Here is an 18758-nt window from a genome sequence, read left to right as displayed (position 1 = left end):
AGAACTCAAGGCTGCTTTTTCGTTTACACCAACTCCGATTGTTTCCTTAACAGTTTGCATATTTCATTAAAAGGCACATATTAAAATTAACACAAAAGGAGATGTTAGAATGAAGGCTCATGAATATTGGTCTGTCGGAGCATTGATAACGATGCTAGGAACTTTTTATAGCGGATATAAAGGTTCAAAATCAAGCCATAAATATTTTGCGGCAAGTTCTTTGCTTTGTATGATTATGGCTATTTATACAGGTCATAGGATAATATCTAAAAACAAGAAGACAGAGAAAGAATCAAACTCAATAGAAAATGAAGAATAATGAACCAATCTTGTGCCCACTGGGCACGAAGTTGGCACAGTCACTACGGTGTCAGGAGAAATCCTGGCATCTTTTTTTATGTCTTTTTACACTTCAAAAAATAATCTTAAAAAATTTCTAAAATCATGTCCGATTTTGTCGCTCCCAATACAGAGTATATGGAAGGCAAATTGAAAATCCTCTGATTTCCAAAAATCACAAACGTAAAAGAGGTTCAGACAGTTCTTCCGATTGCACCTTGACAATTGAAGGAGCTGATACATCTTGAGGAACATGCTTACCGGAGATAATCCGGCTCGTGCAGGCGAAGACTCCTATGGGAAGAGTAAAGCAATAATGATACCACCGAAAGGTACAGGACCTCTGCTGAAACAGAGACTGTGGCTGTATTTTTGCAGTCGGGTTATCTGGAATGATAACGATCAGATGTATATGTACAGACAAAGCAGAAAATTTCTCTTGTCATAGAAAATTCAAGATCTGCAGTTTCCGGGGAACAGCCAAAACTGGAAACTAACAGTTTTTCATCTGTTTTATCTGGATTCGTAATATAGTCCAGAGCTTTCTTGTCTGTTACTTTAATGGGGAAGATCTTAAGATACGCCAAAATTCTTTCACCATCTCTTTCAATTCCTGCATTTCTTCAGAATACAGATCTCCGGTACTGTTTACTTTTTTCGCAATCTGATTAATATTCACACCGATCTTATGCATTTCCTCGTATTGTTTTTTTAATGGAGTAGTGTCTGTATTGACAATATAACCGTCAATTGCCATTTTACGAAGATAAGCTCCCATGTTTTTAGTCTTTGATTCAATCATCTTTCTGCGAATCAGCTTCTTTTCTTCGGGGGAAACACAAAACAAGATCTGTATATTTCTTTTTCTCTTTGCCATAGATAGATTCTTCTTTCATTGGTTGCTCAAAGTAGTGGTTTTTGTGTTTTTGATTTAGGGCAGGGTTCCCTAAATTGCTGGTTTTTTTGGAAGTGTATATACACTTCCTGTCCTTGCTATTTACCGGTGGCACAGCCGCCGGAAGAGAGTCTTTTGAAAAGAACTCTCTATAGATAAGGTATTCAGAGAAGAAAAATAGGACATCGCAGATCTGAGGTATGACGAAAGAAGGATTCTATGGTATAGTAAAATCTGAATGAGAAAAGAGGAAAAGAGGTCTTACCGATGTCACGGAAAAACCATGAAATGATAGATGGAAAATTACTGCAAACTGACAAGAAATATGCTCAGTTGAAATTAAAGCAGAAAGAGAAGATTGCAGAATGGATGTTCCAGGCAACCAGGGATTATTATATGAAAAAATACACTTTCCCAAACGACAAACATCTGGAAGAAGTGGTGGATATTGTGTATGAAAAAATTGAAGATGCAGAAATCTGGATTCCGTATGGAGAGGTATTCAAGCATTACAAATCCAAACGATCGGATATCAATAAACGTATCAGAAGATCTCTGAATGAAAAAGAAGAGAGTCGGATTGAGAAGGTTTGCTTTATGAATATGTGTATGATCCAAGATGACAAAGGAAATGTGCTGGCATTGGATAAAGTGAATGACAGCTATACAGGGACAACTTTTCCAGGTGGTCATGTGGAGCAGAACGAGATATTTCAAAAATCTATGATCCGGGAAGTTTGGGAAGAAACAGGTCTTACGATTGAAACACCGAAGCTCTGCGGTTTATATCATTGGCATAAGGGTGGAGTACATTATGTGATTACGCTGTACAGAACTGATAGATTTATCGGAGAATTGACAAGTTCGGAGGAAGGGCAGGTGTATTGGATTCCGCTGGAAGAATTAAAAACCAAAGAATTGGCTACAGGTATGGAATACGTTTTACAGATCTTGGAGTCTGAGCAGGTGAATGAGTGTTATATGCATCTGGAAGCAGATGGATATGTTGGAGATTTATATTAAACGAAGTATCTACTTGGGATAAAATAGTTGTTGTGATGAAAATGGGAGAACAATAATGAATGAAAAATTAGAAATGGCAAAAAAATTCCTTATATAATGCAAATGAAATAAAGGATATTAAAGAAAATCCGGTTGTTGAATCAGTTTTATTGGCACCTATAAAGGCAATCCCTGTTTTGGGGGATTTAATTGATTCATCAACAAATAAGTTATTAAATGATTTTCAGCAAAAGAAAGAACAGGAATTGTTAGATGTTATTTTGCAAGATGATCATTCTATAACACCGGAAATGGTAAATGATGTAGAGTTTATCATCAATTTTGCACGAGCAAAAGAGGCAGTGCAAAGGTTGGCAACGACCGATAAAGTTGAGTATTTTGGAAATCTTATACGAAATGGTTATTTGCAGGGGAAACATATAGATGGTAGTATTTTTGATGAATATATTCACATATTGAATACTATGTCGTATAGAGAAATACAATATTTAGTTGAATACAAAAAATATTGTGAAGATTCATCTAAAAGAGGTAAATCAATGAAACACATAAATGGTAGAACATATAGCAACAAATACGAATCGTTTTGCAATGAATATTCAAAGCAAATAAAGGTATCTCCAGGAGAAGTTGATTACGTGTTCTTACATATTAAACAAACGGGATTCATTGAGGAAGAATTTGAAACAGAGTCTGGAGATGTAGATGAAAATGATAATACATTTGACTCATTGGATGTTGAAAGTAAGGGATATTATATAACAAAATAGTTTCTGGATTTTTATGAAATGGTTTTGAAAAGAAATGAAAATAATGGATAAATAAAAAACTACTTCTGTGAGGTTGACTTGCAGAAGTAGCTTTTTTTAGATATTGGAGGGGGTAATAAATAAAGTTAATTGAATATCCAATCATCAAAAAGGGCACAAAAAACACCGTATTTCTACGGTGCGTTCTGTCAGATATATTCTGTTTTATGATAGCAGAAAACTGGAATTCACAGTTCTTCCATCCTTCCCATCTTCAGCGCCATAACAAGAGTTCCGGCTGCCATCACAAAGACACCAATTTCAATCACATAGATGGGAAGAAGCGCCGGACCTGCCACGGCAAAGAAGTCCACGATAAAATGAATCCCATATGCAAGAACCGCTGTAAAAGCCGCTGTCCTGCATTTGCCTGCCTTTACCGCCCGGTAGATCAGCAGTGACAACCCGATATGCAGAATGATGGCACTGATTCTTTCGATTCCGCTTACAAAAAAGAGTGGTGCCGGTGTTGTCCATAGGGCCGACAGCTGTGACACGGTCTGGTTTGCAGACTCAGCAGGAAGTGCCGCCAGCGTATTCTGCATGGCTCCGCTGTTGATCATCAGCATGGACACAAGATTGCTGATTCCGGAGAGTCCTCCGATCAGAATGGCCTCCACACCGCCATGCCCGATTCCATACATCAGTGCATTTGGAAAATCCAGCCATTTCTTCATCCAGAACTTCATGGCAATCAGTCTTCCGGTCTCTTCAAAAACCGCTGCAGCCAAAGCCGCGTACACATAGTAAAGCCATGGCCTGCTCTGTGCGTTCAGTCCGCAGAACTGAATGACAAGAACATGCAGCAGCTGCTCCAACAGCATGGCAAACAGCAGATAGGTTCCTGCTCCGATAAAGAACGAGGAAATCCTTGCCTTAAGCTTCACCCTTCCTGCAATGAACAAAGCAATCGGTACCCCCATCGAGAGGACAACGGAGCAGATAACTCCCGCTATCGCCAGACCTGATATTGTGTTCAATTCCATCTTTATACCTCCCTGATTCTCAAAAAATTCCTTTGTTGTATTTGAACTGTCCATACAATATAAAGCCTAATCCGACAATAACTGCTGGAAGAATGATATAATCTATAATTATTTCACTCCAAAACGAAACAATAAAACCTAATACAAGAGATATTCCTATAATCAGCGTTCCTGTGCCGACTGTTTTTCCATACTTTGGTATATCTTCTTCCTTTACTTTTCGCCTGTTATAAGAGTGAATTGTGCTGATATTGCCTTTGATATTTACAATTCCAACAACAGATATGAACACTCCCAAAATCAACATTATAATATTTTCCATAATGACCTCCTAAAAATAGAATAGTTCCTCAAATTTTTTGTCCAATGCAATACAAAGAATTAGAGCCAATTTTGCAGTTGGATTAAACTGTCCTGTTTCAATAGAACTAATGGTATTTCTTGATACCCCTACCATTTCTGCAAGCTGAGCTTGAGAAAGATTTGCTTCTGTGCGAACTTCCTTTAAGTGATTTTTCAGTTGTAATTGTTCTTTCATATTCTCACCTCTAAAAGATGGCTAACAAATCCAACAAATGCCAAAATGGAAAGCACAAAAAACAGAACAGTCAAGACCAAATCGCTCTTTCGCTTCATTTTGATAAAACGAACTAACCATTGTGTTGCAATAATGCTGAAGTATATAACCCACGGACTGTAAATCATAGTATGAGCAAGCACAGAAGATAACAGCGAAAGCAAACAACACACTAAAGCACCAACTCTGCTTGCGTGACTTCCAGCTTGATATACCACTTCCATTTCAGCCAAGTCCTTATTGCGATGTTCTTTTCTGCTTGCATTTAAGATTTCGTCCTTTTTCATAAAAACACCTCCATGACAAGTTTTCTTTGCATATTTTGATTATATACATACCGAGTTTTCTTGTCAATAGAGTTCATAAAAAAGTTACAACCGATATAAGAGATAACTTTTCTACCACTTCGATTATGCGTTAGATTGGAATCTTGCTAGTGTGAAGTATTATATAACCAAATTGAAGGAAAAGAATTATCTGAAGAAGCAGGGAAGTAGCCAAAAAGGGAAATGGGTGATATTAACAAAACGAGATTAACACTTGTATCAATTCATGTTAAACTATGAAATGTAAGGAGAGAAAGATGCCTAGAAAACCATCATTAGACGGCAAAGATTCTAGTCTGAGAATCAGGATGTCACCAGAGCAAAAAGAAAAGCTAGTATCTTATGCAGAGAGACATTATCAGACTATGAGTAATGTAATATTCCAGGCGTTGGACATTCTTTACGCAAGAGAAGAACAACAAAATAATAAAGAGTAAAATGGAGTTATTTTGGAGTTTATTTCTTCATTTCTTCATAAGCGGTGCGAAAAACACAAAAACAGAACGCACGTTCGAAATATAAACCTCTAATAACAGCCTTTGCGTGTCATGAAACGTAGTCCGCAAAGGAGTTTGAATAATCCACATATTTTTTAGCACTCCTCTTTGGCACTTTTTTGATAATCCCCTTTGTAAGAATCAGAAAATCCGGTTCATACGGAGCACCAGAGAAAACATCAAAAAAAGACACAGAAACATAGAGAAAAAAATTAGAAGCCTTGCATCAGGGAACGTCCTGACGCAGGGCTTTTTCAGTCCTGAAAGAAAAGGGAAGAAAAATAGTGCAGTATCCCGGAAGCGCCGGAAAAGGAAGTTTTTACAAGTGAGTTTGCTAAAAAAATGCAAAGTGGGTGTGCGAAGGGACAGGACATATAAGCTTTGTATTCTATCTGGCAAACTAGACAGACTTAAAAGTCATATTCTACCTTCGAGGGGTATGCTTTTCATCTAAAATAGAGTACGATTAATAAAAAAAGGAGGTAGATGGATGGATCTTATCAAAATTGGAAAATATATTGCAGGTAAGCGAAAGTCATTGGGGATGACACAAAAGCAACTGGCAGAAAAATTAGGTATGAGTGATAAGTCTGTTTCTAAATGGGAGCGAGGAGTTTGCCTGCCGGATGTATCTGTTTATAAAGAACTTTGTTCAATTCTTGGTATTAGCCTCAATGAGTTTTTGGCTGGAGAAGATATAGCTCAAGAGAATATGATTCAGAAGTCAGAAACAAATATTATTGAAGTGATCAGAGATAATATAGATAAACAGAAATGTCTAAAGGTTATGAAATGTATATTATTAGTTATATCTATCTGTGCGGTATCAGTAATCGGATTTACCATATACCGTCTGAAAAAACCACAGAATTATATTTCTCCTGTTGCAAAGGATAGCATAGAAATGCAGACAGCAGAACTGCTTGCTGGACCGGATGGAGCATTTGTCTATAAGTTTATCACAACGGATGAATATAAAAAACTCAGATTACATATTTATCGATACGAATCAGGAAAATTGAGTGATCAGGACAAAGTTGAAATGGGATTTGAAGATATTGGTTCGCCAAAAAGTGGTGAAATCGTAATGGTGCCTGATTTCGATACTTATGTAATTAAGTTAATTATTTCTGGAGGTGGTAGTAGGTTGTCAACAGAAATTCCTGTTTTAGAAAATGTAGAAAATAGAGAATACTATGGCAGAACAGCAACTGAAATAAAAAATGTCGTAGACATTAGATACGATAAGCAGCAGCCACTTATTGCCTTTGTTTATGATAATGATGAAATGAGTGTTCCGACTTTAGACGATTTTATAAATAGCCAAACAGATTTTCTTTCAAAAAATGATTATGTGTATTATGTGGCATTTGAGTTTTGTAAGTAATAGATTTGATAATATGTTTCGGATAGAGCTGTTCCGTAATTCATTTCCGGTGACAAATGAAAAAGAAAACATCGGAGGTAGAGTGGAGAACAGACCTTAACGATACACAGCAAAAGATTATAAAGTTGCTTTCAGAAGATCATCAATTATCAGCGGTTAAGTTAGCTGAAAAAATCGGGGTTGTCAGGCGAAATATTGAGAACAATATTAAGAAGTTAAAAGAATATGGTATTCTCATAAGACATGGCTCTCCAAAGAATGGTTACTGGGAGATTATAGATAAAGATCTACAGGAGTGAGAAGTAAATTAATCCAAGATTAGTCAAATGCTGAGAGAAATAGACCTTCGCAGACGTAATGTTTGCGGAGGTTTTTTTGATAAAAAATTAATCATGATAATAATGTGATGATATCACAGAAAACAAATGAATTTCAGATTATAATAAAGCCACAAAAGAAAAAACAAGGAGGACTGTAAAATGTCTGCTATTAATATCAATAAAAATAATTTTCAGAATGAAATAATGGATTCCGAGAAAACCGTTCTTTTAGACTTTTGGGCTCTCTGGTGTGCTCCCTGTCGTATGGTGGTTCCTATCATGGAGGAGATTGCAAGTGAACGCCCTGATATCAAAGTTGGAAAGATCAATGTGGATGAGCAGCCTGAACTGGCAAGTAAATTTGGGATTATGAGTATTCCAACTTTGGTGGTTATGAAGAATGGGAAGATTGTAACAAAAGTTTCAGGGGCAAGACCTAAGAAAGCGATTTTAGAAATGCTTTAATGAGGAAAGGTGGAAAAATAAGATGAAGGTAATAATCGTAGGCGGTGTAGCCGGAGGAGCTACAGCCGCAGCAAGAATACGCAGACTGGATGAACATGCAGAAATTACTGTGTTTGAAAGATCCGGATACATATCCTATGCGAATTGTGGGCTTCCATATTATATTGGAGACGTGATCACAGACCCGGAAGAACTTACATTACAGACACCAGAGAGCTTTTTTAAACGCTTTCGCATTAATATGAAAATTCATCATGAAGTTATCTCCATACATCCGGATCATAAAACTGTTTCAGTGAAAAATTTGGAGAATGGTGAGATATTTGAAGAAAACTATGATAAGCTGATCCTTTCTCCAGGTGCAAAGCCAACACAGCCGAGACTTCCCGGAATGGGTATTGATAAACTTTTTACACTTCGTACTGTAGAAGATACTTTTCGGATAAAGGAATATATAAATAAGAATCATCCAAAATCGGCTGTATTGGCAGGTGGTGGCTTTATTGGTCTGGAACTGGCAGAAAATTTGAGGGAACTTGGTATGGATGTTACAATCGTCCAGCGGCCTAAGCAGCTGATGAATCCTTTTGATCCAGATATGGCATCTATGATCCATAATGAAATGAGAACGCATGGAATAAAACTGGTATTAGGCTATACAGTAGAAGGATTTAAAGAAAAAGACAATGGAGTGGAGGTCTTATTGAAAGATAATCCATCTCTTCAGGCTGATATGGTGGTGCTGGCAATCGGAGTTACACCGGACACAGCATTAGCAAAAGAAGCTGGTCTGGAACTTGGTATCAAGGGAAGTATCGTAGTGAATGACAGGATGGAAACTTCTGTACCGGATATTTATGCAGCAGGTGATGCAGTTCAGGTAAAACATTATGTTACGGGTGATGATGCGCTGATTTCTTTGGCTGGTCCAGCCAATAAGCAGGGAAGGATCATTGCTGATAATATTTGTGGTGGTGATAGCCATTATTTAGGCAGTCAGGGAAGCTCCGTTATCAAAGTGTTTGATATGACAGCAGCCACTACAGGTATCAATGAAACCAATGCTAAAAAGTCAGGGTTAGAGGTAGATACAGTAATTCTTTCTCCTATGAGTCATGCCGGTTACTATCCTGGTGGAAAAGTGATGACCATGAAGGTGGTTTTTGAAAAAGAGACTTATCGTTTGCTTGGCGCTCAGATTATTGGATATGAAGGAGTTGATAAACGTATTGATGTGCTGGCAACAGCGATCCATGCAGGGCTGAAGGCAACCCAGTTGAAAGATCTGGATCTCGCATATGCACCGCCTTATTCCTCTGCAAAGGATCCTGTAAATATGGCCGGCTTCATGATAGACAATATAGCAAAAGGGACCTTAAAACAATGGCATTTGGAAGATATGGATAAGATTTCTAAAGATAAAAATGTGGTGTTGCTGGATGTGAGGACTGTAGGTGAATTTAACAGGGGTCATATGAAGGGATTCAACAATATTCCTGTAGATGAACTAAGGGAACGAATTAGTGAAATTGAGAAAGGAAAGCCTGTGTATCTGATATGCCAAAGTGGTCTGCGCAGTTACATTGCCAGCCGTATTCTGGAAGGAAATGGTTATGAAACATACAACTTTTCCGGTGGATTCCGCTTCTATGATACAGTGGTTAATGACCGTGCGCTGATAGAAATGGCATATGCATGTGGTATGGATTATTAAAAAATAATCACAATATTTTTATAATTTTCTCGTAGCATAAAAAGATCCCCCATTTATTAGAATGACTTTTATAATTCTGATAAATGGAGGATTCTTTTGATGTTACAGAAAAACAGTTTTATGATCTTTGTAGTGTTTCCAGTCTTTTCGAATCCAGGATTGTGATTTTGCCGCGGGAGAGTTTGACGAGTCCTTCGCCTTGAAAGTATCGAAGCATTCGAGTGATAACTTCCCTGTGGGAACCAAGATGATTAGCAATCGTCTCATGAGTGATTTTCAATTCATTTGTTCCTTCGATAGAGGTCTCTTCTAAAAGAAATGAAGCAATACGCTTATCTAAACTCTTCCACATGATTTGTTCAATCAGCCACATGACATCAGAAAAACGGGTAGCCATTAACTCATTGGTATAGTTTGCGACGGGAGCAGATTCCTTCATGATGTCCTTATAGATCTCAGCAGGGATGATCCAAAGATCAGTATCTTTTTCTGCTTCAATGGTTACTTCAAATTGAATGGAGCGTATGATACATGAGGCGGATAAAAGACACATATCCATATCGAACAGACGGTAAAGTGTAATCTCTCGTCCCTCATCTGAAAGTATGTAGGTTCGAAGCTGCCCGGATTTAACCAGTAATAATCCAGTACAGTCCAGGTTTCCGTTGTGAATGATCGTTCCTTTTTTTACATCCCGTGTGATTAAATTGTCTGAAATTATTTTTTTCTGTGCTGTATTTAAGTCATTCCATAGTGGAAAATAATTTTCGAAGTTCATAACAGTTATCTCCTTTACGAACATAGTATACTTGCTTTTTTAGATGCGTCAATTACATAATTGACATATGCCCTTTATAGGACTATTATATAAGAAAAGCAAGAAAGGAGCAGTTTATGCCGAGACCAGTAAAATGCAGAAAAGTCTGCCATTTTCCGAATGTTTTAGAATTCCTTCCGGCAGATAATGCTGAGAAAAAAGTACCCATTGTTTTGACAGTAGATGAGTATGAGACAATTCGTCTTTTGGACAAAAAAGGTTACAGTCAGGAGCAGTGTGCAGTATCTATGCAGATCGCAAGAACAACGGTTCAACGAATTTATGAGACCGCCAGGAAGAAAATAGCAGATGCACTCATTGATGGACATCCACTTAGAATCGAGGGTGGAGATTTCAGAATTTGTGACGGTCAGAGCAGCAACTGTAGCTTTGGAGGCTGTTACAAACAGGAAATTTACAAAAAATATGCAGCAGAAAAAGGAGAAGGTATCATGAGAATAGCAGTAACATATGAAAATGGACAGATTTTCCAGCACTTTGGACACACAGAGACATTTAAGATTTATGATGTAGAAGAAGGGAAAGTGGTACATTCAGAGGTAGTAGATACCAATGGAAGCGGACATGGTGCATTGGCGGGAGTTCTTAATGCATTGAACGCAGATGTTTTGATCTGTGGCGGAATCGGAGGCGGCGCGCAGACAGCATTAGCGGCAGCAGGCATTAAGCTGTTTGGAGGAGTTTCCGGAGATGCAGATAAAGCGGTGGAAGCTTTTATTAATAAAACACTGGATTATAATCCGGATGTGAAGTGTTCTCATCACGAGCACAGCCACGGGGAAGGACATACATGTGGTGAGCATGGATGTGGAAGCTATAGCTGTCATTAAGAAGAATAGCAAAAAAATAATAATACGAAAGGATGTGTCAAGGCAATGGAGAAGTTACCGCAGCACATCCTTTTTGTGTTATTTTACAGAAAGACAGATTGTATTTTAAAGGAACAGATCGTGCAGTATTTCTTGATAAGAGAGAATTTACAGGACCAATCTACACACAAATCAAAGAAGCTGTAGATTTAGTATTGAGAAATATTCGACTCGGAGCAACGATTGATGGATTGGTGCGAAAAGAGAAATATGAGCTACCGCCGGAAGCAATCAGGGAAATTTTGTTTTTAGTTTGTATTCGATTGTCTGTGGTGGAAATGGGATTAAAAAGTAACACCTGGATTCTGTAAGGGGAAATGTTTGAGCGAGCATTATAAAGGTACCTTTTTTGAGAATATTATGTTATAATCATTCAAGAGAAAGGTACGATAGATGAGTGATAAGAAGAGAAATGTAATGTTGTTCGTTCTGCTGTTTACCTTGTTTCTGGGAGTAATCGTTCCGGTTCAGGCACAGTCGTACGGCGGGACAAAGACAATACGGGTGGCGTATCGTGAGGACGCAGACTTTATTAATAAAAGCAGCAGTGGAGTATACAAGGGATATGGAGTGGAATATCTGAATAAAATATCTCAGTATACCGGCTGGAGATATGAATATATCAATGAATCATGAGAAAATCAGTTGGCAGATCTGAAATCCGGAAAGGTAGACCTGATCTGCAATGCGCAGAAAACAGAGGCCAGGGAGGATTCCGTATTCTGATGGATGATTTTGGAAGTGGATATTCTTCCCTGAATATGCTGAAAGAAGCTCCTGTTAATGAGATTAAACTGGATATGCGTTTCTTAAGTGCAGCAGATCCTTATGGAAGAGCAGAAGAAATCCTGCACATGATCATTACTATGGGAAATCATATGAAGCTTTCCATTATTGCGGAAGGTGTGGAGACCGAACAGCAGAAGGTAATGCTTCAGGGGTTCGGCTGTAACAAGGCTCAGGGATATTTCTATGCCAGACCTATGAGGAAAGTAGAATATACAGAGCTGCTCAGAAAAGACAAAGCAGAAAATTAGATGTACAGAAGGTTGAATAAAGGGCTGTCCGGGAATCATCAAAACCGGCAGCTCTTTGTCATCAGAAGACCAATCATATAAAAACTAATCATATAAACAAAAAAAGGAGAAAATTAAAAGATGTATTATGTACCAGACGGCACGAAAGAGTGCGGATATTATGAATGTAAAAAATGCGGCAACCGTTTTCTGTCTATGCAGACGATGAAGAGGATTCCATGCCCGGACTGTGAGGCTGAAATCGACTATGAGATCGGTCCGGACGAGTCACTGGAGGATGTGCTGGATACAGCAGAACTGATTCAGAAGATTGAGGGTGAAGAAGAGGTAGAGAAGATGGACACACTTCTGAGCCTTGCTCTGACCGGCGGAGATTACAGTTGGATCTAGTACAGCGAATATTAAGTAACTGCTATAACCTGAGTCCATAACGAATCCTAAAAAATTTTTATAATCTTATTTATTGACAGAGGAAATTATCGGTGTTATTATGTTTGTTATAAAACATACTAATTCGATAGGAATAATAGGTGTAAAGGAACTGACGATATGAAATATGATGTAGGTATCATTGGAAGCGGTCCGGCGGGTTTGAGTGCGGCAATCTATGCAAAGAGGGCTAATCTGTCAGCCGTAGTGATAGAAAAAGAATATGAAGGAACCGGACAGATCGCAGAAAGCGGACAGGTAGATAACTATCCGGGATTTCCGGGCATCAGCGGTTATGATCTGGGTGAGAACTTCCGGGAACATGCAGTGAAGCTTGGGGTATCCTTCATGGAACAGGAAGTAACAGAGATAAAGAAAGAAGCTTCATCAGATTTTGAACTTGTATTTGCAGATGGTTCGCAGGTGGAAGCGAAAACCGTAATCTATGCGGCGGGAGCCACACCGCGAAGAGCGAATATTCCGGGAGAACAGGAATATGCAGGAAAGGGTGTCTCTTACTGTGCAATCTGTGACGGATCATTTTACAGAGGTAAATCAGTCGCAGTTCTTGGTGGTGGAGATACAGCACTTGATGATGCTGTTTACCTGGCGGATGTGGCAGAGAAAGTATATGTGATCCACAGGAGAAAGGAATTCCGAGGAGCCGCTGTTACAGTGGCGAAACTGAGAGAGAAGGAAAACGTTATCTTCGTACTGGAGCATCAGGTAAAAGAGATCATCGGAGAGCAGAAAGTAACCGGAGTAGTTCTGGAAGATGCAGCTGTGATAGATGTGAACGGTGTATTTGTTGCTTACGGAGCAGTACCACAGACAGATCTTCTGAAAAAATTTGCAGTACTGGATGATTCAGGTTATGTCAGAGCAGGGGAGACAGGAGAAACCGCTCTGGAAGGGCTGTATGTGGCAGGAGATGCAAGAACAAAGAAACTGCGTCAGGTGGTAACTGCGGTTTCGGATGGTGCCAATGCAGCAACCGCAGTGGCAGAATATCTGAAATAGAAGAAACTGAGAGAGTATTACGATAATTCAACCGGCTGTAAGGATACCGGACAGCCGCAGATCTGGAAAAAATATTTGAAAAAACGCTCTAAAAACACAAAGGAGAGATAAAAATGGCACAGAAAGTAGATTATGCAGCCTTAAAAAAAGGCGGATATATGAGACAGAAACAGAAAGGTTACGGTTCCCTGAGACTGGCAGTGGTCGGTGGAAACCTGACTGCAGAGAATATTAAGACAGTAGCAGAAGTAGCAGAAAAATACGGCCGCGGATATGTACATATGACTTCCCGCCAGGGCATTGAGATTCCCTTTATTAAAGTGGAAGAATTGGCAGAGGTAAAAGAAGCACTGGCAAAAGGCGGTGTGGGAACCGGTGTGTGCGGACCACGTGTACGTACAGTTACAGCCTGTCAGGGTTCAGAGGTCTGTCCAAGCGGATGTATCGACACCTACACACTGGCAAAAGAGCTTGATGAGAGATATTTCGGACGGGAACTCCCGCATAAATTCAAATTTGGTGTTACAGGATGCCAGAATAACTGCCTGAAAGCAGAAGAAAACGATGTTGGAATCAAAGGCGGCATGAACATCGAATATAAGGAAGACGACTGTATTTCCTGTGGTGTGTGTGTGAAAGCCTGCAGACAGGATGCACTGAAGATGGTGGACGGCAAAATAGAACTGGATGCGCAGAAATGTAATCATTGTGGCCGCTGTGTAAAGAGCTGTCCGGTGGATGCATGGAAAGGAACTCCGGGATATATCGTATCTTTTGGAGGAACCTTCGGAAATAATATCTATAAAGGAGAAGAACTGCTTCCTCTGATCCTGGATAAAGAAACACTGTTTCGTGTGACAGATGCGGCAATTAATTTCTTTGAAAAAAATGCAAATCCAAGTGAACGTTTCCGCAAAACATTGCAGCGTGTGGGAGAAGAAGATTTCCGTAGTCAGCTGAAAGATGCGTATGAAGGACAGTGAAAGGAGAACATAATGGCTGAATTAGATTTTGAAGTAACCGATGAGGTTGATATTACCGATAAAGTATGCCCCCTGACATTCGTGAAGGCAAAAGTAGCAATCGAAGAACTGGAGGATGGAGAGATTCTGGCTGTCCGCATGAACGATGGCGAACCAGTGCAGAATGTTCCGCGCAGCATGAAAGAAGAAGGGCATAAGGTACTGAAATTAACCGATAATGAAGATGGTACTTACACCATGTATGTAAGAAAGGTGGAAGACTGATGGCAGTACGGGTAAGCAAGACGGATTTTGAAGAGAAAGTCCTGAAGGAAAAACTTCCGGTTCTGGTGGATTTTTATTCAGATTCCTGCGTGGCGTGTAAAAAGCTGGCACCGGTTCTCGGAAATGCGGAAGATGATTATGAGGATAAGATTAAAGTATATAAAGTAAATACGAACTTTGATGTGGAGCTGGCAGAGCAGTATGAAGTGCAGGCAAATCCGACGTTGATCCTTTTTAAAGACGGACAGGCGAAAGACCGGAAAACAGGAGCATTGAAACAGGCAGAGTTAAACAGCTGGATTGAAGGATTACTCTAAAAAGAGAGCAGGCATAAAGGAGAAAAATATGTTTATCACAGTAGCAGGAGAGAAAAAAGAAGTAAAAGACGGACTGACACTTCCGGAACTGATCGCACAGGAAAATGTAGAGATGCCGGAATATGTAACCGTTTCTATTAATGAAGAATTTGTTGCATCAGAGGATAAAGAGTCTACCGTATTAAAAGAGGGAGACAATGTAGAATTTCTTTATTTCATGGGAGGTGGATGCTAAATGGCAATGACAGATGAACAGATCGAGCGTTATTCCCGTCACATCATCTTAAAAGAAGTGGGTGCAAAGGGACAGAAGAAGCTCCTGAAAGGAAAAGTACTGATCATCGGTGCAGGCGGTCTTGGTGCACCTGCGGCAATGTATCTGGCAGCAGCAGGTGTGGGAACAATCGGTATTGTGGATGCGGACGAGGTAGATCTTTCCAATCTGCAGAGACAGATCATCCACAGCACAGCAGATATCGGAAAAGCAAAGGTAAAATCAGCAAAGGAAACCATGAATGCCATGAATCCGGATGTGGAAGTAAAAACTTACCGGATGTTCGTAGACGCATCCAACATCCGCGAACTGATTCGAGAATATGATTTTATTATTGACGGAACTGATAATTTCCCGGCAAAATTTCTGATCAATGATGCGTGTGTACTGGAGAAAAAACCATTTTCCCATGCAGGTATCATTCGTTTTAAAGGTCAGCTGATGACCTATGTACCCGGGGAAGGTCCATGTTACCGCTGCGTATTCAAGAATCCGCCGCCCAAGGATGCAGTTCCTACCTGTAAGCAGGCAGGTGTCATTGGAGCAATGGGAGGTGTCATCGGTTCCTTACAGGCAATGGAAGCAATCAAGTATCTGATTGGTGTAGGTGATCTTCTGACAGGATATCTTCTGACTTTTGATGCGCTGACAATGGAATTCCATAAGGTTAAACTGCCGAAGGATACTCATGACTGTGCAGTATGCGGAGATCATCCGACAATCCTGGAACCGATCGACTACGAGCAGGAGGTCTGTGAGGAAACAGCAGGCCGATTTGCCACAAGAGATGAGCAGTAAATACGAGAAAAACCTGATGCAAAACAGGAGAAAAGTATGGCTATAATAAGAATGAGAGATCATCTCTATGATGAGATCGTTAATTATGCAAAAGAGCATCTTCCGGAGGAAGCCTGCGGGCTTTTGGCCGGAGTGGAAACCGGGGAGGGAAGGGAAATCCGAAAGGTATATTTTCTGGAGAATAAAGATCATGCAGAAGATCACTTCACCCTGGATCCCAGAGACCAGATAAATGCGATCAGGGATATGCGTGCCAACGGATTGAAACCGCTGGGAAACTGGCATTCCCATCCGTCTTCTCCATCCCGTCCGTCAGTGGAGGATATCCGTCTTGCTTTTGATTCAAAGGCAAGTTATCTGATCCTGTCACTGATGGCGGACTATCCGGTATTGAACAGCTTTCATATTGAAGGTGGGGAATGGACAAAAGAGGATCTAAGGATTTATTCAGAAGAATATTATTTTTAAAGATTTACAGACAGGATAACAGAGGCAGAAATGTTTGAAGCAGGATTATTTGTGGAAACATTTCTGCCTCTGTTTATACTGTCAGCATATAAAAATTCCGTACATTGTAAAAGTATAGAGCAATCCTCGTAAATAATGCATCTTAATCCAGCCCATCATAGCATGAAATTTCCATAATAAAGTCGTGGCAAAATCATGTCAACTGCAGAATAAGGCTTGAAAGATTATGCAAAATAATGTAAACTCAAAGAGTTAAGATATGTAGACATTATGTATGCCTGTAACGTTTAAGTATAGTATATTCCCACAATGGCTGGACGGTTGCAGATAACAGATCGGTTACTATAATAATTTGAGCATCTCCGGTGCGGATATCCGGAGATGCTTTGCTTTGGAAATTGTGTGTGAGGGGTATAAAAAAAGTATGAGAAAAGATTCTGACAATGCAAAACTGTTGGAACCGGGGGAATTACCGTCCAAAAGAAAAGTCCTGGTCGTAGAAGATAATGAATTAAACAGAGATATCCTCTCTTCTTTTCTGGAAGAGAAATTTGATGTTTTTCTCGCAGAAAACGGGGAAGAAGGACTGGAACTTCTTTCCGAGCATTACAGAGAATTATCAGTAGTGCTGTTGGATATCTGTATGCCTGTGTGTGATGGATTTGAATTCCTCAGACGCAGAAACACAGATAAATTTCTGTCAACCATACCGGTTATCGTTATGACCGGAAGTAATTCAAAAGATGTAGAACTTCAATGCCTGGATCTTGGTGCAGTTGATTTTATTCCGAAGCCCTATAACTTTAAACTTGTAATGGGCAGGATCAACAGTGTGATCAAGCTGAGGGAGTCCGTAATGGCACTGACTGCAGTAGAACATGATGAGCTCACCGGAGTTTATACCAGACAGGCGTTTTTCTATCATGCAAAATCTTTTCTGAAAACCAGACCGGGGGAGAGATTTCATCTTGTAATTGCTGACATCAGGGATTTCAAATTGATCAACAGCAGTTACGGGGAGAAAGTAGGAGATGAAATCCTCTGCTATCTGGCAGGAGCTTATACAAAGATGCTGAAGACAGGTCTGGTATCCAGATATGGGAGTGATCAGTTCGTATGTATGACGTGTGATGACTGTGATCTGTCTTTGGAAACAGTGACAAAGATAGAAGAAGAAATCGCAGAGCATGCACCTGTTCCCAATCTTATGGTCAAATATGGAGTTTATCAGGATATTGATAAATCTTTACCTGTTTCTGTAATCTGTGACAGAGGATTTATGGCGATCAGAAGTATCCGCGATAACTATGAGTGTAACATTGCTTATTATACAGAGAAAATGAAACAGAAGCAGATGCAGGACCGTTTGTTGGAGAACAGATTTGAATCTGCGATTAAAAATAAAGAATTTGTGGCATATTTCCAGCCGAAATATGATGTAAAAACAGAGAGGATCACAGGAGCGGAATCACTGGTGCGATGGATCAACCCGGATGGTTCCATGGTAATGCCCGGAGATTTCATCCCGCTATATGAAAAGGACGGACTGATCGTGAAGCTGGATGAATACATATTCCGGTATGTCTGCGAATTTCAGCGTGAACTGATGAAGAAGGGGCAGGAGCTGATTCCGATTTCTGTAAATCTGTCGCGTACAAGCATCCATCATTCCGATATTGTTGAACGTTATATGAAGATTGTAGAGGAGAATGGGATCCCGTTTTCCTGTGTGCCTGTTGAACTGACGGAAACAGCTACTCTGAATAATGTTATGATCAGAGATTTTACAGAGAAACTGGTAAATGCAGGATTTGCACTGCACATGGATGATTTTGGTTCAGGATATTCTTCACTGATCACATTGAGTGAATTACCGTTTAATACACTGAAGATTGATAAGAGTCTGGTTGACTGTATTCACCAGCAGAAGGGAAGAATGGTCGTGCAGCAGGTAATCATCCTGGCACATGGACTTGGCATGAAGGTGGTTGCAGAAGGTGTGGAGACTGCAGATCAGCTTGAACTTCTGAAGGAGATGGAATGTGACAATATTCAAGGATTCTATTATTCCAGACCATTGCCGAAAGCAGAGTTTGTTAAGAAGTCAGAAGAGAATTAGAAAA

General features: G+C 39.7%; 28 protein-coding genes and 1 pseudogene. 22 read left to right on the top strand and 7 right to left on the bottom strand.

The window, feature by feature from the left end; genetic code table 11:
- Positions 1-109 precede the first annotated feature (109 nt).
- Together LJE11_RS08755 and LJE11_RS08750 are read left to right on the top strand one after the other, a co-directional pair.
- Entirely contained in the window at positions 110-319 is a 210-nt protein-coding gene (locus tag LJE11_RS08755; protein WP_008705297.1) for a DUF6219 family protein, read from the top strand.
- A gap of 264 nt (positions 320-583) precedes the next feature.
- Complete coding sequence (locus LJE11_RS08750) at positions 584-787, top strand: hypothetical protein (protein WP_227295841.1); 204 nt, start codon at positions 584-586, stop codon at positions 785-787.
- Here the strand turns inward: LJE11_RS08750 and LJE11_RS08745 are convergent.
- Both LJE11_RS08745 and LJE11_RS08740 read right to left on the bottom strand, forming a co-directional pair.
- Positions 783-926: pseudogene (locus LJE11_RS08745) on the bottom strand (relaxase/mobilization nuclease domain-containing protein); the annotation flags it as partial. The gene LJE11_RS08750 and the pseudogene LJE11_RS08745 sit on opposite strands and share 5 nt — an antisense overlap.
- Complete coding sequence (locus LJE11_RS08740) at positions 893-1216, bottom strand: MobC family plasmid mobilization relaxosome protein (protein ID WP_196002239.1); 324 nt, start codon at positions 1214-1216, stop codon at positions 893-895. The pseudogene LJE11_RS08745 and the gene LJE11_RS08740, both read right to left, overlap by 34 nt.
- A gap of 285 nt (positions 1217-1501) precedes the next feature.
- Between LJE11_RS08740 and LJE11_RS08735 the strand changes: the two genes are divergently transcribed.
- Positions 1502-2257, top strand: coding sequence for an 8-oxo-dGTP diphosphatase (locus LJE11_RS08735; RefSeq protein WP_118571952.1), 756 nt, complete (start codon positions 1502-1504; stop codon positions 2255-2257).
- Between the two features lie 176 nt (positions 2258-2433).
- Positions 2434-3027 (top strand): hypothetical protein, encoded by a 594-nt coding sequence (locus LJE11_RS08730; RefSeq protein ID WP_227295839.1) that lies wholly within the window; start codon positions 2434-2436, stop codon positions 3025-3027.
- A 227-nt stretch (positions 3028-3254) separates the two neighbouring features.
- Here LJE11_RS08730 and LJE11_RS08725 read toward each other — a convergent pair whose 3' ends face one another.
- From LJE11_RS08725 to LJE11_RS08710, 4 genes are read right to left on the bottom strand one after another with little or no spacing between them, the layout of a single operon-like run.
- On the bottom strand, positions 3255-4052 hold the full coding sequence (locus tag LJE11_RS08725) for a YhfC family intramembrane metalloprotease (protein ID WP_227219045.1): 798 nt from the start codon (positions 4050-4052) through the stop codon (positions 3255-3257).
- 19 nt (positions 4053-4071) lie between these two features.
- Positions 4072-4374: a hypothetical protein gene (locus LJE11_RS08720; protein WP_008121271.1), complete on the bottom strand. Its 303-nt coding sequence runs from the start codon at positions 4372-4374 to the stop codon at positions 4072-4074.
- Positions 4375-4383: 9 nt separating this feature from the next.
- Entirely contained in the window at positions 4384-4590 is a 207-nt protein-coding gene (locus LJE11_RS08715) for a helix-turn-helix transcriptional regulator (RefSeq protein ID WP_003865061.1), read from the bottom strand.
- Positions 4587-4916 (bottom strand): DUF6442 family protein, encoded by a 330-nt coding sequence (locus LJE11_RS08710; RefSeq protein WP_005608366.1) that lies wholly within the window; start codon positions 4914-4916, stop codon positions 4587-4589. Before LJE11_RS08710 ends, LJE11_RS08715 begins: the two co-directional genes overlap by 4 nt.
- A gap of 296 nt (positions 4917-5212) precedes the next feature.
- On the opposite strand from LJE11_RS08710, the gene LJE11_RS08705 reads away from it, so the two are divergent.
- From LJE11_RS08705 to LJE11_RS08685, 5 genes are all read left to right on the top strand, one after another.
- Complete coding sequence (locus LJE11_RS08705; protein WP_008705291.1) at positions 5213-5392, top strand: hypothetical protein; 180 nt, start codon at positions 5213-5215, stop codon at positions 5390-5392.
- Between the two features lie 550 nt (positions 5393-5942).
- On the top strand, positions 5943-6839 hold the full coding sequence (locus LJE11_RS08700) for a helix-turn-helix domain-containing protein (protein ID WP_055054149.1): 897 nt from the start codon (positions 5943-5945) through the stop codon (positions 6837-6839).
- A 56-nt stretch (positions 6840-6895) separates the two neighbouring features.
- Positions 6896-7138: an HTH domain-containing protein gene (locus LJE11_RS08695; protein ID WP_025580599.1), complete on the top strand. Its 243-nt coding sequence runs from the start codon at positions 6896-6898 to the stop codon at positions 7136-7138.
- Positions 7139-7318: 180 nt separating this feature from the next.
- Entirely contained in the window at positions 7319-7624 is a 306-nt protein-coding gene (gene trxA, locus LJE11_RS08690; RefSeq protein WP_227295836.1) for a thioredoxin, read from the top strand.
- 22 nt (positions 7625-7646) lie between these two features.
- Positions 7647-9338: an FAD-dependent oxidoreductase gene (locus LJE11_RS08685; RefSeq protein ID WP_227295835.1), complete on the top strand. Its 1692-nt coding sequence runs from the start codon at positions 7647-7649 to the stop codon at positions 9336-9338.
- 118 nt (positions 9339-9456) lie between these two features.
- On the opposite strand, the gene LJE11_RS08680 is transcribed toward LJE11_RS08685, so the two are convergent.
- The gene (locus LJE11_RS08680; RefSeq protein ID WP_227295833.1) at positions 9457-10116 is read right to left on the bottom strand and encodes a Crp/Fnr family transcriptional regulator; all 660 of its coding nucleotides are present in this window, start codon (positions 10114-10116) and stop codon (positions 9457-9459) included.
- Positions 10117-10232: 116 nt separating this feature from the next.
- Between LJE11_RS08680 and LJE11_RS08675 the strand changes: the two genes are divergently transcribed.
- From LJE11_RS08675 to LJE11_RS08615, 13 genes are all read left to right on the top strand, one after another.
- A complete protein-coding gene (locus tag LJE11_RS08675) occupies positions 10233-11006 on the top strand; it encodes a NifB/NifX family molybdenum-iron cluster-binding protein (protein ID WP_227295831.1) in 774 nt (257 codons plus the stop codon).
- Positions 11007-11104: 98 nt separating this feature from the next.
- Positions 11105-11356, top strand: coding sequence for a hypothetical protein (locus LJE11_RS08670; protein WP_330366488.1), 252 nt, complete (start codon positions 11105-11107; stop codon positions 11354-11356).
- Positions 11357-11438: 82 nt separating this feature from the next.
- Positions 11439-11681 (top strand): hypothetical protein, encoded by a 243-nt coding sequence (locus LJE11_RS08665; RefSeq protein ID WP_173681561.1) that lies wholly within the window; start codon positions 11439-11441, stop codon positions 11679-11681.
- Entirely contained in the window at positions 11678-12082 is a 405-nt protein-coding gene (locus LJE11_RS08660; protein ID WP_173681562.1) for an EAL domain-containing protein, read from the top strand. Before LJE11_RS08665 ends, LJE11_RS08660 begins: the two co-directional genes overlap by 4 nt.
- 120 nt (positions 12083-12202) lie before the next feature.
- Positions 12203-12472 (top strand): hypothetical protein, encoded by a 270-nt coding sequence (locus LJE11_RS08655; protein ID WP_008705279.1) that lies wholly within the window; start codon positions 12203-12205, stop codon positions 12470-12472.
- A 159-nt stretch (positions 12473-12631) separates the two neighbouring features.
- On the top strand, positions 12632-13531 hold the full coding sequence (locus LJE11_RS08650; protein WP_008705277.1) for an NAD(P)/FAD-dependent oxidoreductase: 900 nt from the start codon (positions 12632-12634) through the stop codon (positions 13529-13531).
- Positions 13532-13644: 113 nt separating this feature from the next.
- Positions 13645-14514: a 4Fe-4S binding protein gene (locus LJE11_RS08645; protein ID WP_055057811.1), complete on the top strand. Its 870-nt coding sequence runs from the start codon at positions 13645-13647 to the stop codon at positions 14512-14514.
- Between the two features lie 12 nt (positions 14515-14526).
- On the top strand, positions 14527-14778 hold the full coding sequence (locus tag LJE11_RS08640) for a sulfurtransferase TusA family protein (protein ID WP_008705273.1): 252 nt from the start codon (positions 14527-14529) through the stop codon (positions 14776-14778).
- Positions 14778-15095, top strand: coding sequence for a thioredoxin (gene trxA / locus LJE11_RS08635; protein ID WP_008705272.1), 318 nt, complete (start codon positions 14778-14780; stop codon positions 15093-15095). The genes LJE11_RS08640 and trxA (LJE11_RS08635) overlap by 1 nt, the downstream gene beginning before the upstream one ends.
- A gap of 28 nt (positions 15096-15123) precedes the next feature.
- Positions 15124-15330, top strand: coding sequence for a sulfur carrier protein ThiS (gene thiS / locus LJE11_RS08630; RefSeq protein WP_008705271.1), 207 nt, complete (start codon positions 15124-15126; stop codon positions 15328-15330).
- On the top strand, positions 15331-16167 hold the full coding sequence (locus LJE11_RS08625) for a HesA/MoeB/ThiF family protein (protein WP_008705270.1): 837 nt from the start codon (positions 15331-15333) through the stop codon (positions 16165-16167).
- Positions 16168-16203: 36 nt separating this feature from the next.
- On the top strand, positions 16204-16635 hold the full coding sequence (locus tag LJE11_RS08620; protein WP_055054157.1) for a M67 family metallopeptidase: 432 nt from the start codon (positions 16204-16206) through the stop codon (positions 16633-16635).
- Between the two features lie 424 nt (positions 16636-17059).
- A complete protein-coding gene (locus LJE11_RS08615; protein ID WP_118566384.1) occupies positions 17060-18754 on the top strand; it encodes a two-component system response regulator in 1695 nt (564 codons plus the stop codon).
- Positions 18755-18758 lie beyond the last annotated feature (4 nt).

The sequence above is a fragment of the Blautia sp. DFI.1.216 genome (genome assembly GCF_020594215.1).
GTDB classification, from domain to species: domain Bacteria; phylum Bacillota; class Clostridia; order Lachnospirales; family Lachnospiraceae; genus Blautia_A; species Blautia_A wexlerae.
The sequence above is the reverse complement of the archived record's forward strand: the minus strand, read 5'-3'. Positions and strand labels throughout refer to the sequence as shown.

What these genes read in the sequence shown, in the direction of transcription:
- trxA (WP_008705272.1), top strand. Translation starts at nt 14,778, where the DNA reads ATGGCAGTACGGGTAAGCAAGACGGATTTTGAAGAGAAAGTCCTGAAG.
- LJE11_RS08710 (WP_005608366.1), bottom strand. Translation starts at nt 4,916, where the DNA reads ATGAAAAAGGACGAAATCTTAAATGCAAGCAGAAAAGAACATCGCAAT.
- LJE11_RS08675 (WP_227295831.1), top strand. Translation starts at nt 10,233, where the DNA reads ATGCCGAGACCAGTAAAATGCAGAAAAGTCTGCCATTTTCCGAATGTT.
- LJE11_RS08655 (WP_008705279.1), top strand. Translation starts at nt 12,203, where the DNA reads ATGTATTATGTACCAGACGGCACGAAAGAGTGCGGATATTATGAATGT.
- LJE11_RS08650 (WP_008705277.1), top strand. Translation starts at nt 12,632, where the DNA reads ATGAAATATGATGTAGGTATCATTGGAAGCGGTCCGGCGGGTTTGAGT.
- LJE11_RS08705 (WP_008705291.1), top strand. Translation starts at nt 5,213, where the DNA reads ATGCCTAGAAAACCATCATTAGACGGCAAAGATTCTAGTCTGAGAATC.
- LJE11_RS08700 (WP_055054149.1), top strand. Translation starts at nt 5,943, where the DNA reads ATGGATCTTATCAAAATTGGAAAATATATTGCAGGTAAGCGAAAGTCA.
- LJE11_RS08725 (WP_227219045.1), bottom strand. Translation starts at nt 4,052, where the DNA reads ATGGAATTGAACACAATATCAGGTCTGGCGATAGCGGGAGTTATCTGC.
- LJE11_RS08740 (WP_196002239.1), bottom strand. Translation starts at nt 1,216, where the DNA reads ATGGCAAAGAGAAAAAGAAATATACAGATCTTGTTTTGTGTTTCCCCC.
- LJE11_RS08640 (WP_008705273.1), top strand. Translation starts at nt 14,527, where the DNA reads ATGGCTGAATTAGATTTTGAAGTAACCGATGAGGTTGATATTACCGAT.
- LJE11_RS08620 (WP_055054157.1), top strand. Translation starts at nt 16,204, where the DNA reads ATGGCTATAATAAGAATGAGAGATCATCTCTATGATGAGATCGTTAAT.
- LJE11_RS08755 (WP_008705297.1), top strand. Translation starts at nt 110, where the DNA reads ATGAAGGCTCATGAATATTGGTCTGTCGGAGCATTGATAACGATGCTA.
- LJE11_RS08660 (WP_173681562.1), top strand. Translation starts at nt 11,678, where the DNA reads ATGAGAAAATCAGTTGGCAGATCTGAAATCCGGAAAGGTAGACCTGAT.
- LJE11_RS08685 (WP_227295835.1), top strand. Translation starts at nt 7,647, where the DNA reads ATGAAGGTAATAATCGTAGGCGGTGTAGCCGGAGGAGCTACAGCCGCA.
- thiS (WP_008705271.1), top strand. Translation starts at nt 15,124, where the DNA reads ATGTTTATCACAGTAGCAGGAGAGAAAAAAGAAGTAAAAGACGGACTG.
- LJE11_RS08665 (WP_173681561.1), top strand. Translation starts at nt 11,439, where the DNA reads ATGAGTGATAAGAAGAGAAATGTAATGTTGTTCGTTCTGCTGTTTACC.
- LJE11_RS08735 (WP_118571952.1), top strand. Translation starts at nt 1,502, where the DNA reads ATGTCACGGAAAAACCATGAAATGATAGATGGAAAATTACTGCAAACT.
- LJE11_RS08680 (WP_227295833.1), bottom strand. Translation starts at nt 10,116, where the DNA reads ATGAACTTCGAAAATTATTTTCCACTATGGAATGACTTAAATACAGCA.
- LJE11_RS08715 (WP_003865061.1), bottom strand. Translation starts at nt 4,590, where the DNA reads ATGAAAGAACAATTACAACTGAAAAATCACTTAAAGGAAGTTCGCACA.
- LJE11_RS08720 (WP_008121271.1), bottom strand. Translation starts at nt 4,374, where the DNA reads ATGGAAAATATTATAATGTTGATTTTGGGAGTGTTCATATCTGTTGTT.
- trxA (WP_227295836.1), top strand. Translation starts at nt 7,319, where the DNA reads ATGTCTGCTATTAATATCAATAAAAATAATTTTCAGAATGAAATAATG.
- LJE11_RS08615 (WP_118566384.1), top strand. Translation starts at nt 17,060, where the DNA reads ATGAGAAAAGATTCTGACAATGCAAAACTGTTGGAACCGGGGGAATTA.
- LJE11_RS08695 (WP_025580599.1), top strand. Translation starts at nt 6,896, where the DNA reads ATGAAAAAGAAAACATCGGAGGTAGAGTGGAGAACAGACCTTAACGAT.
- LJE11_RS08625 (WP_008705270.1), top strand. Translation starts at nt 15,331, where the DNA reads ATGGCAATGACAGATGAACAGATCGAGCGTTATTCCCGTCACATCATC.
- LJE11_RS08645 (WP_055057811.1), top strand. Translation starts at nt 13,645, where the DNA reads ATGGCACAGAAAGTAGATTATGCAGCCTTAAAAAAAGGCGGATATATG.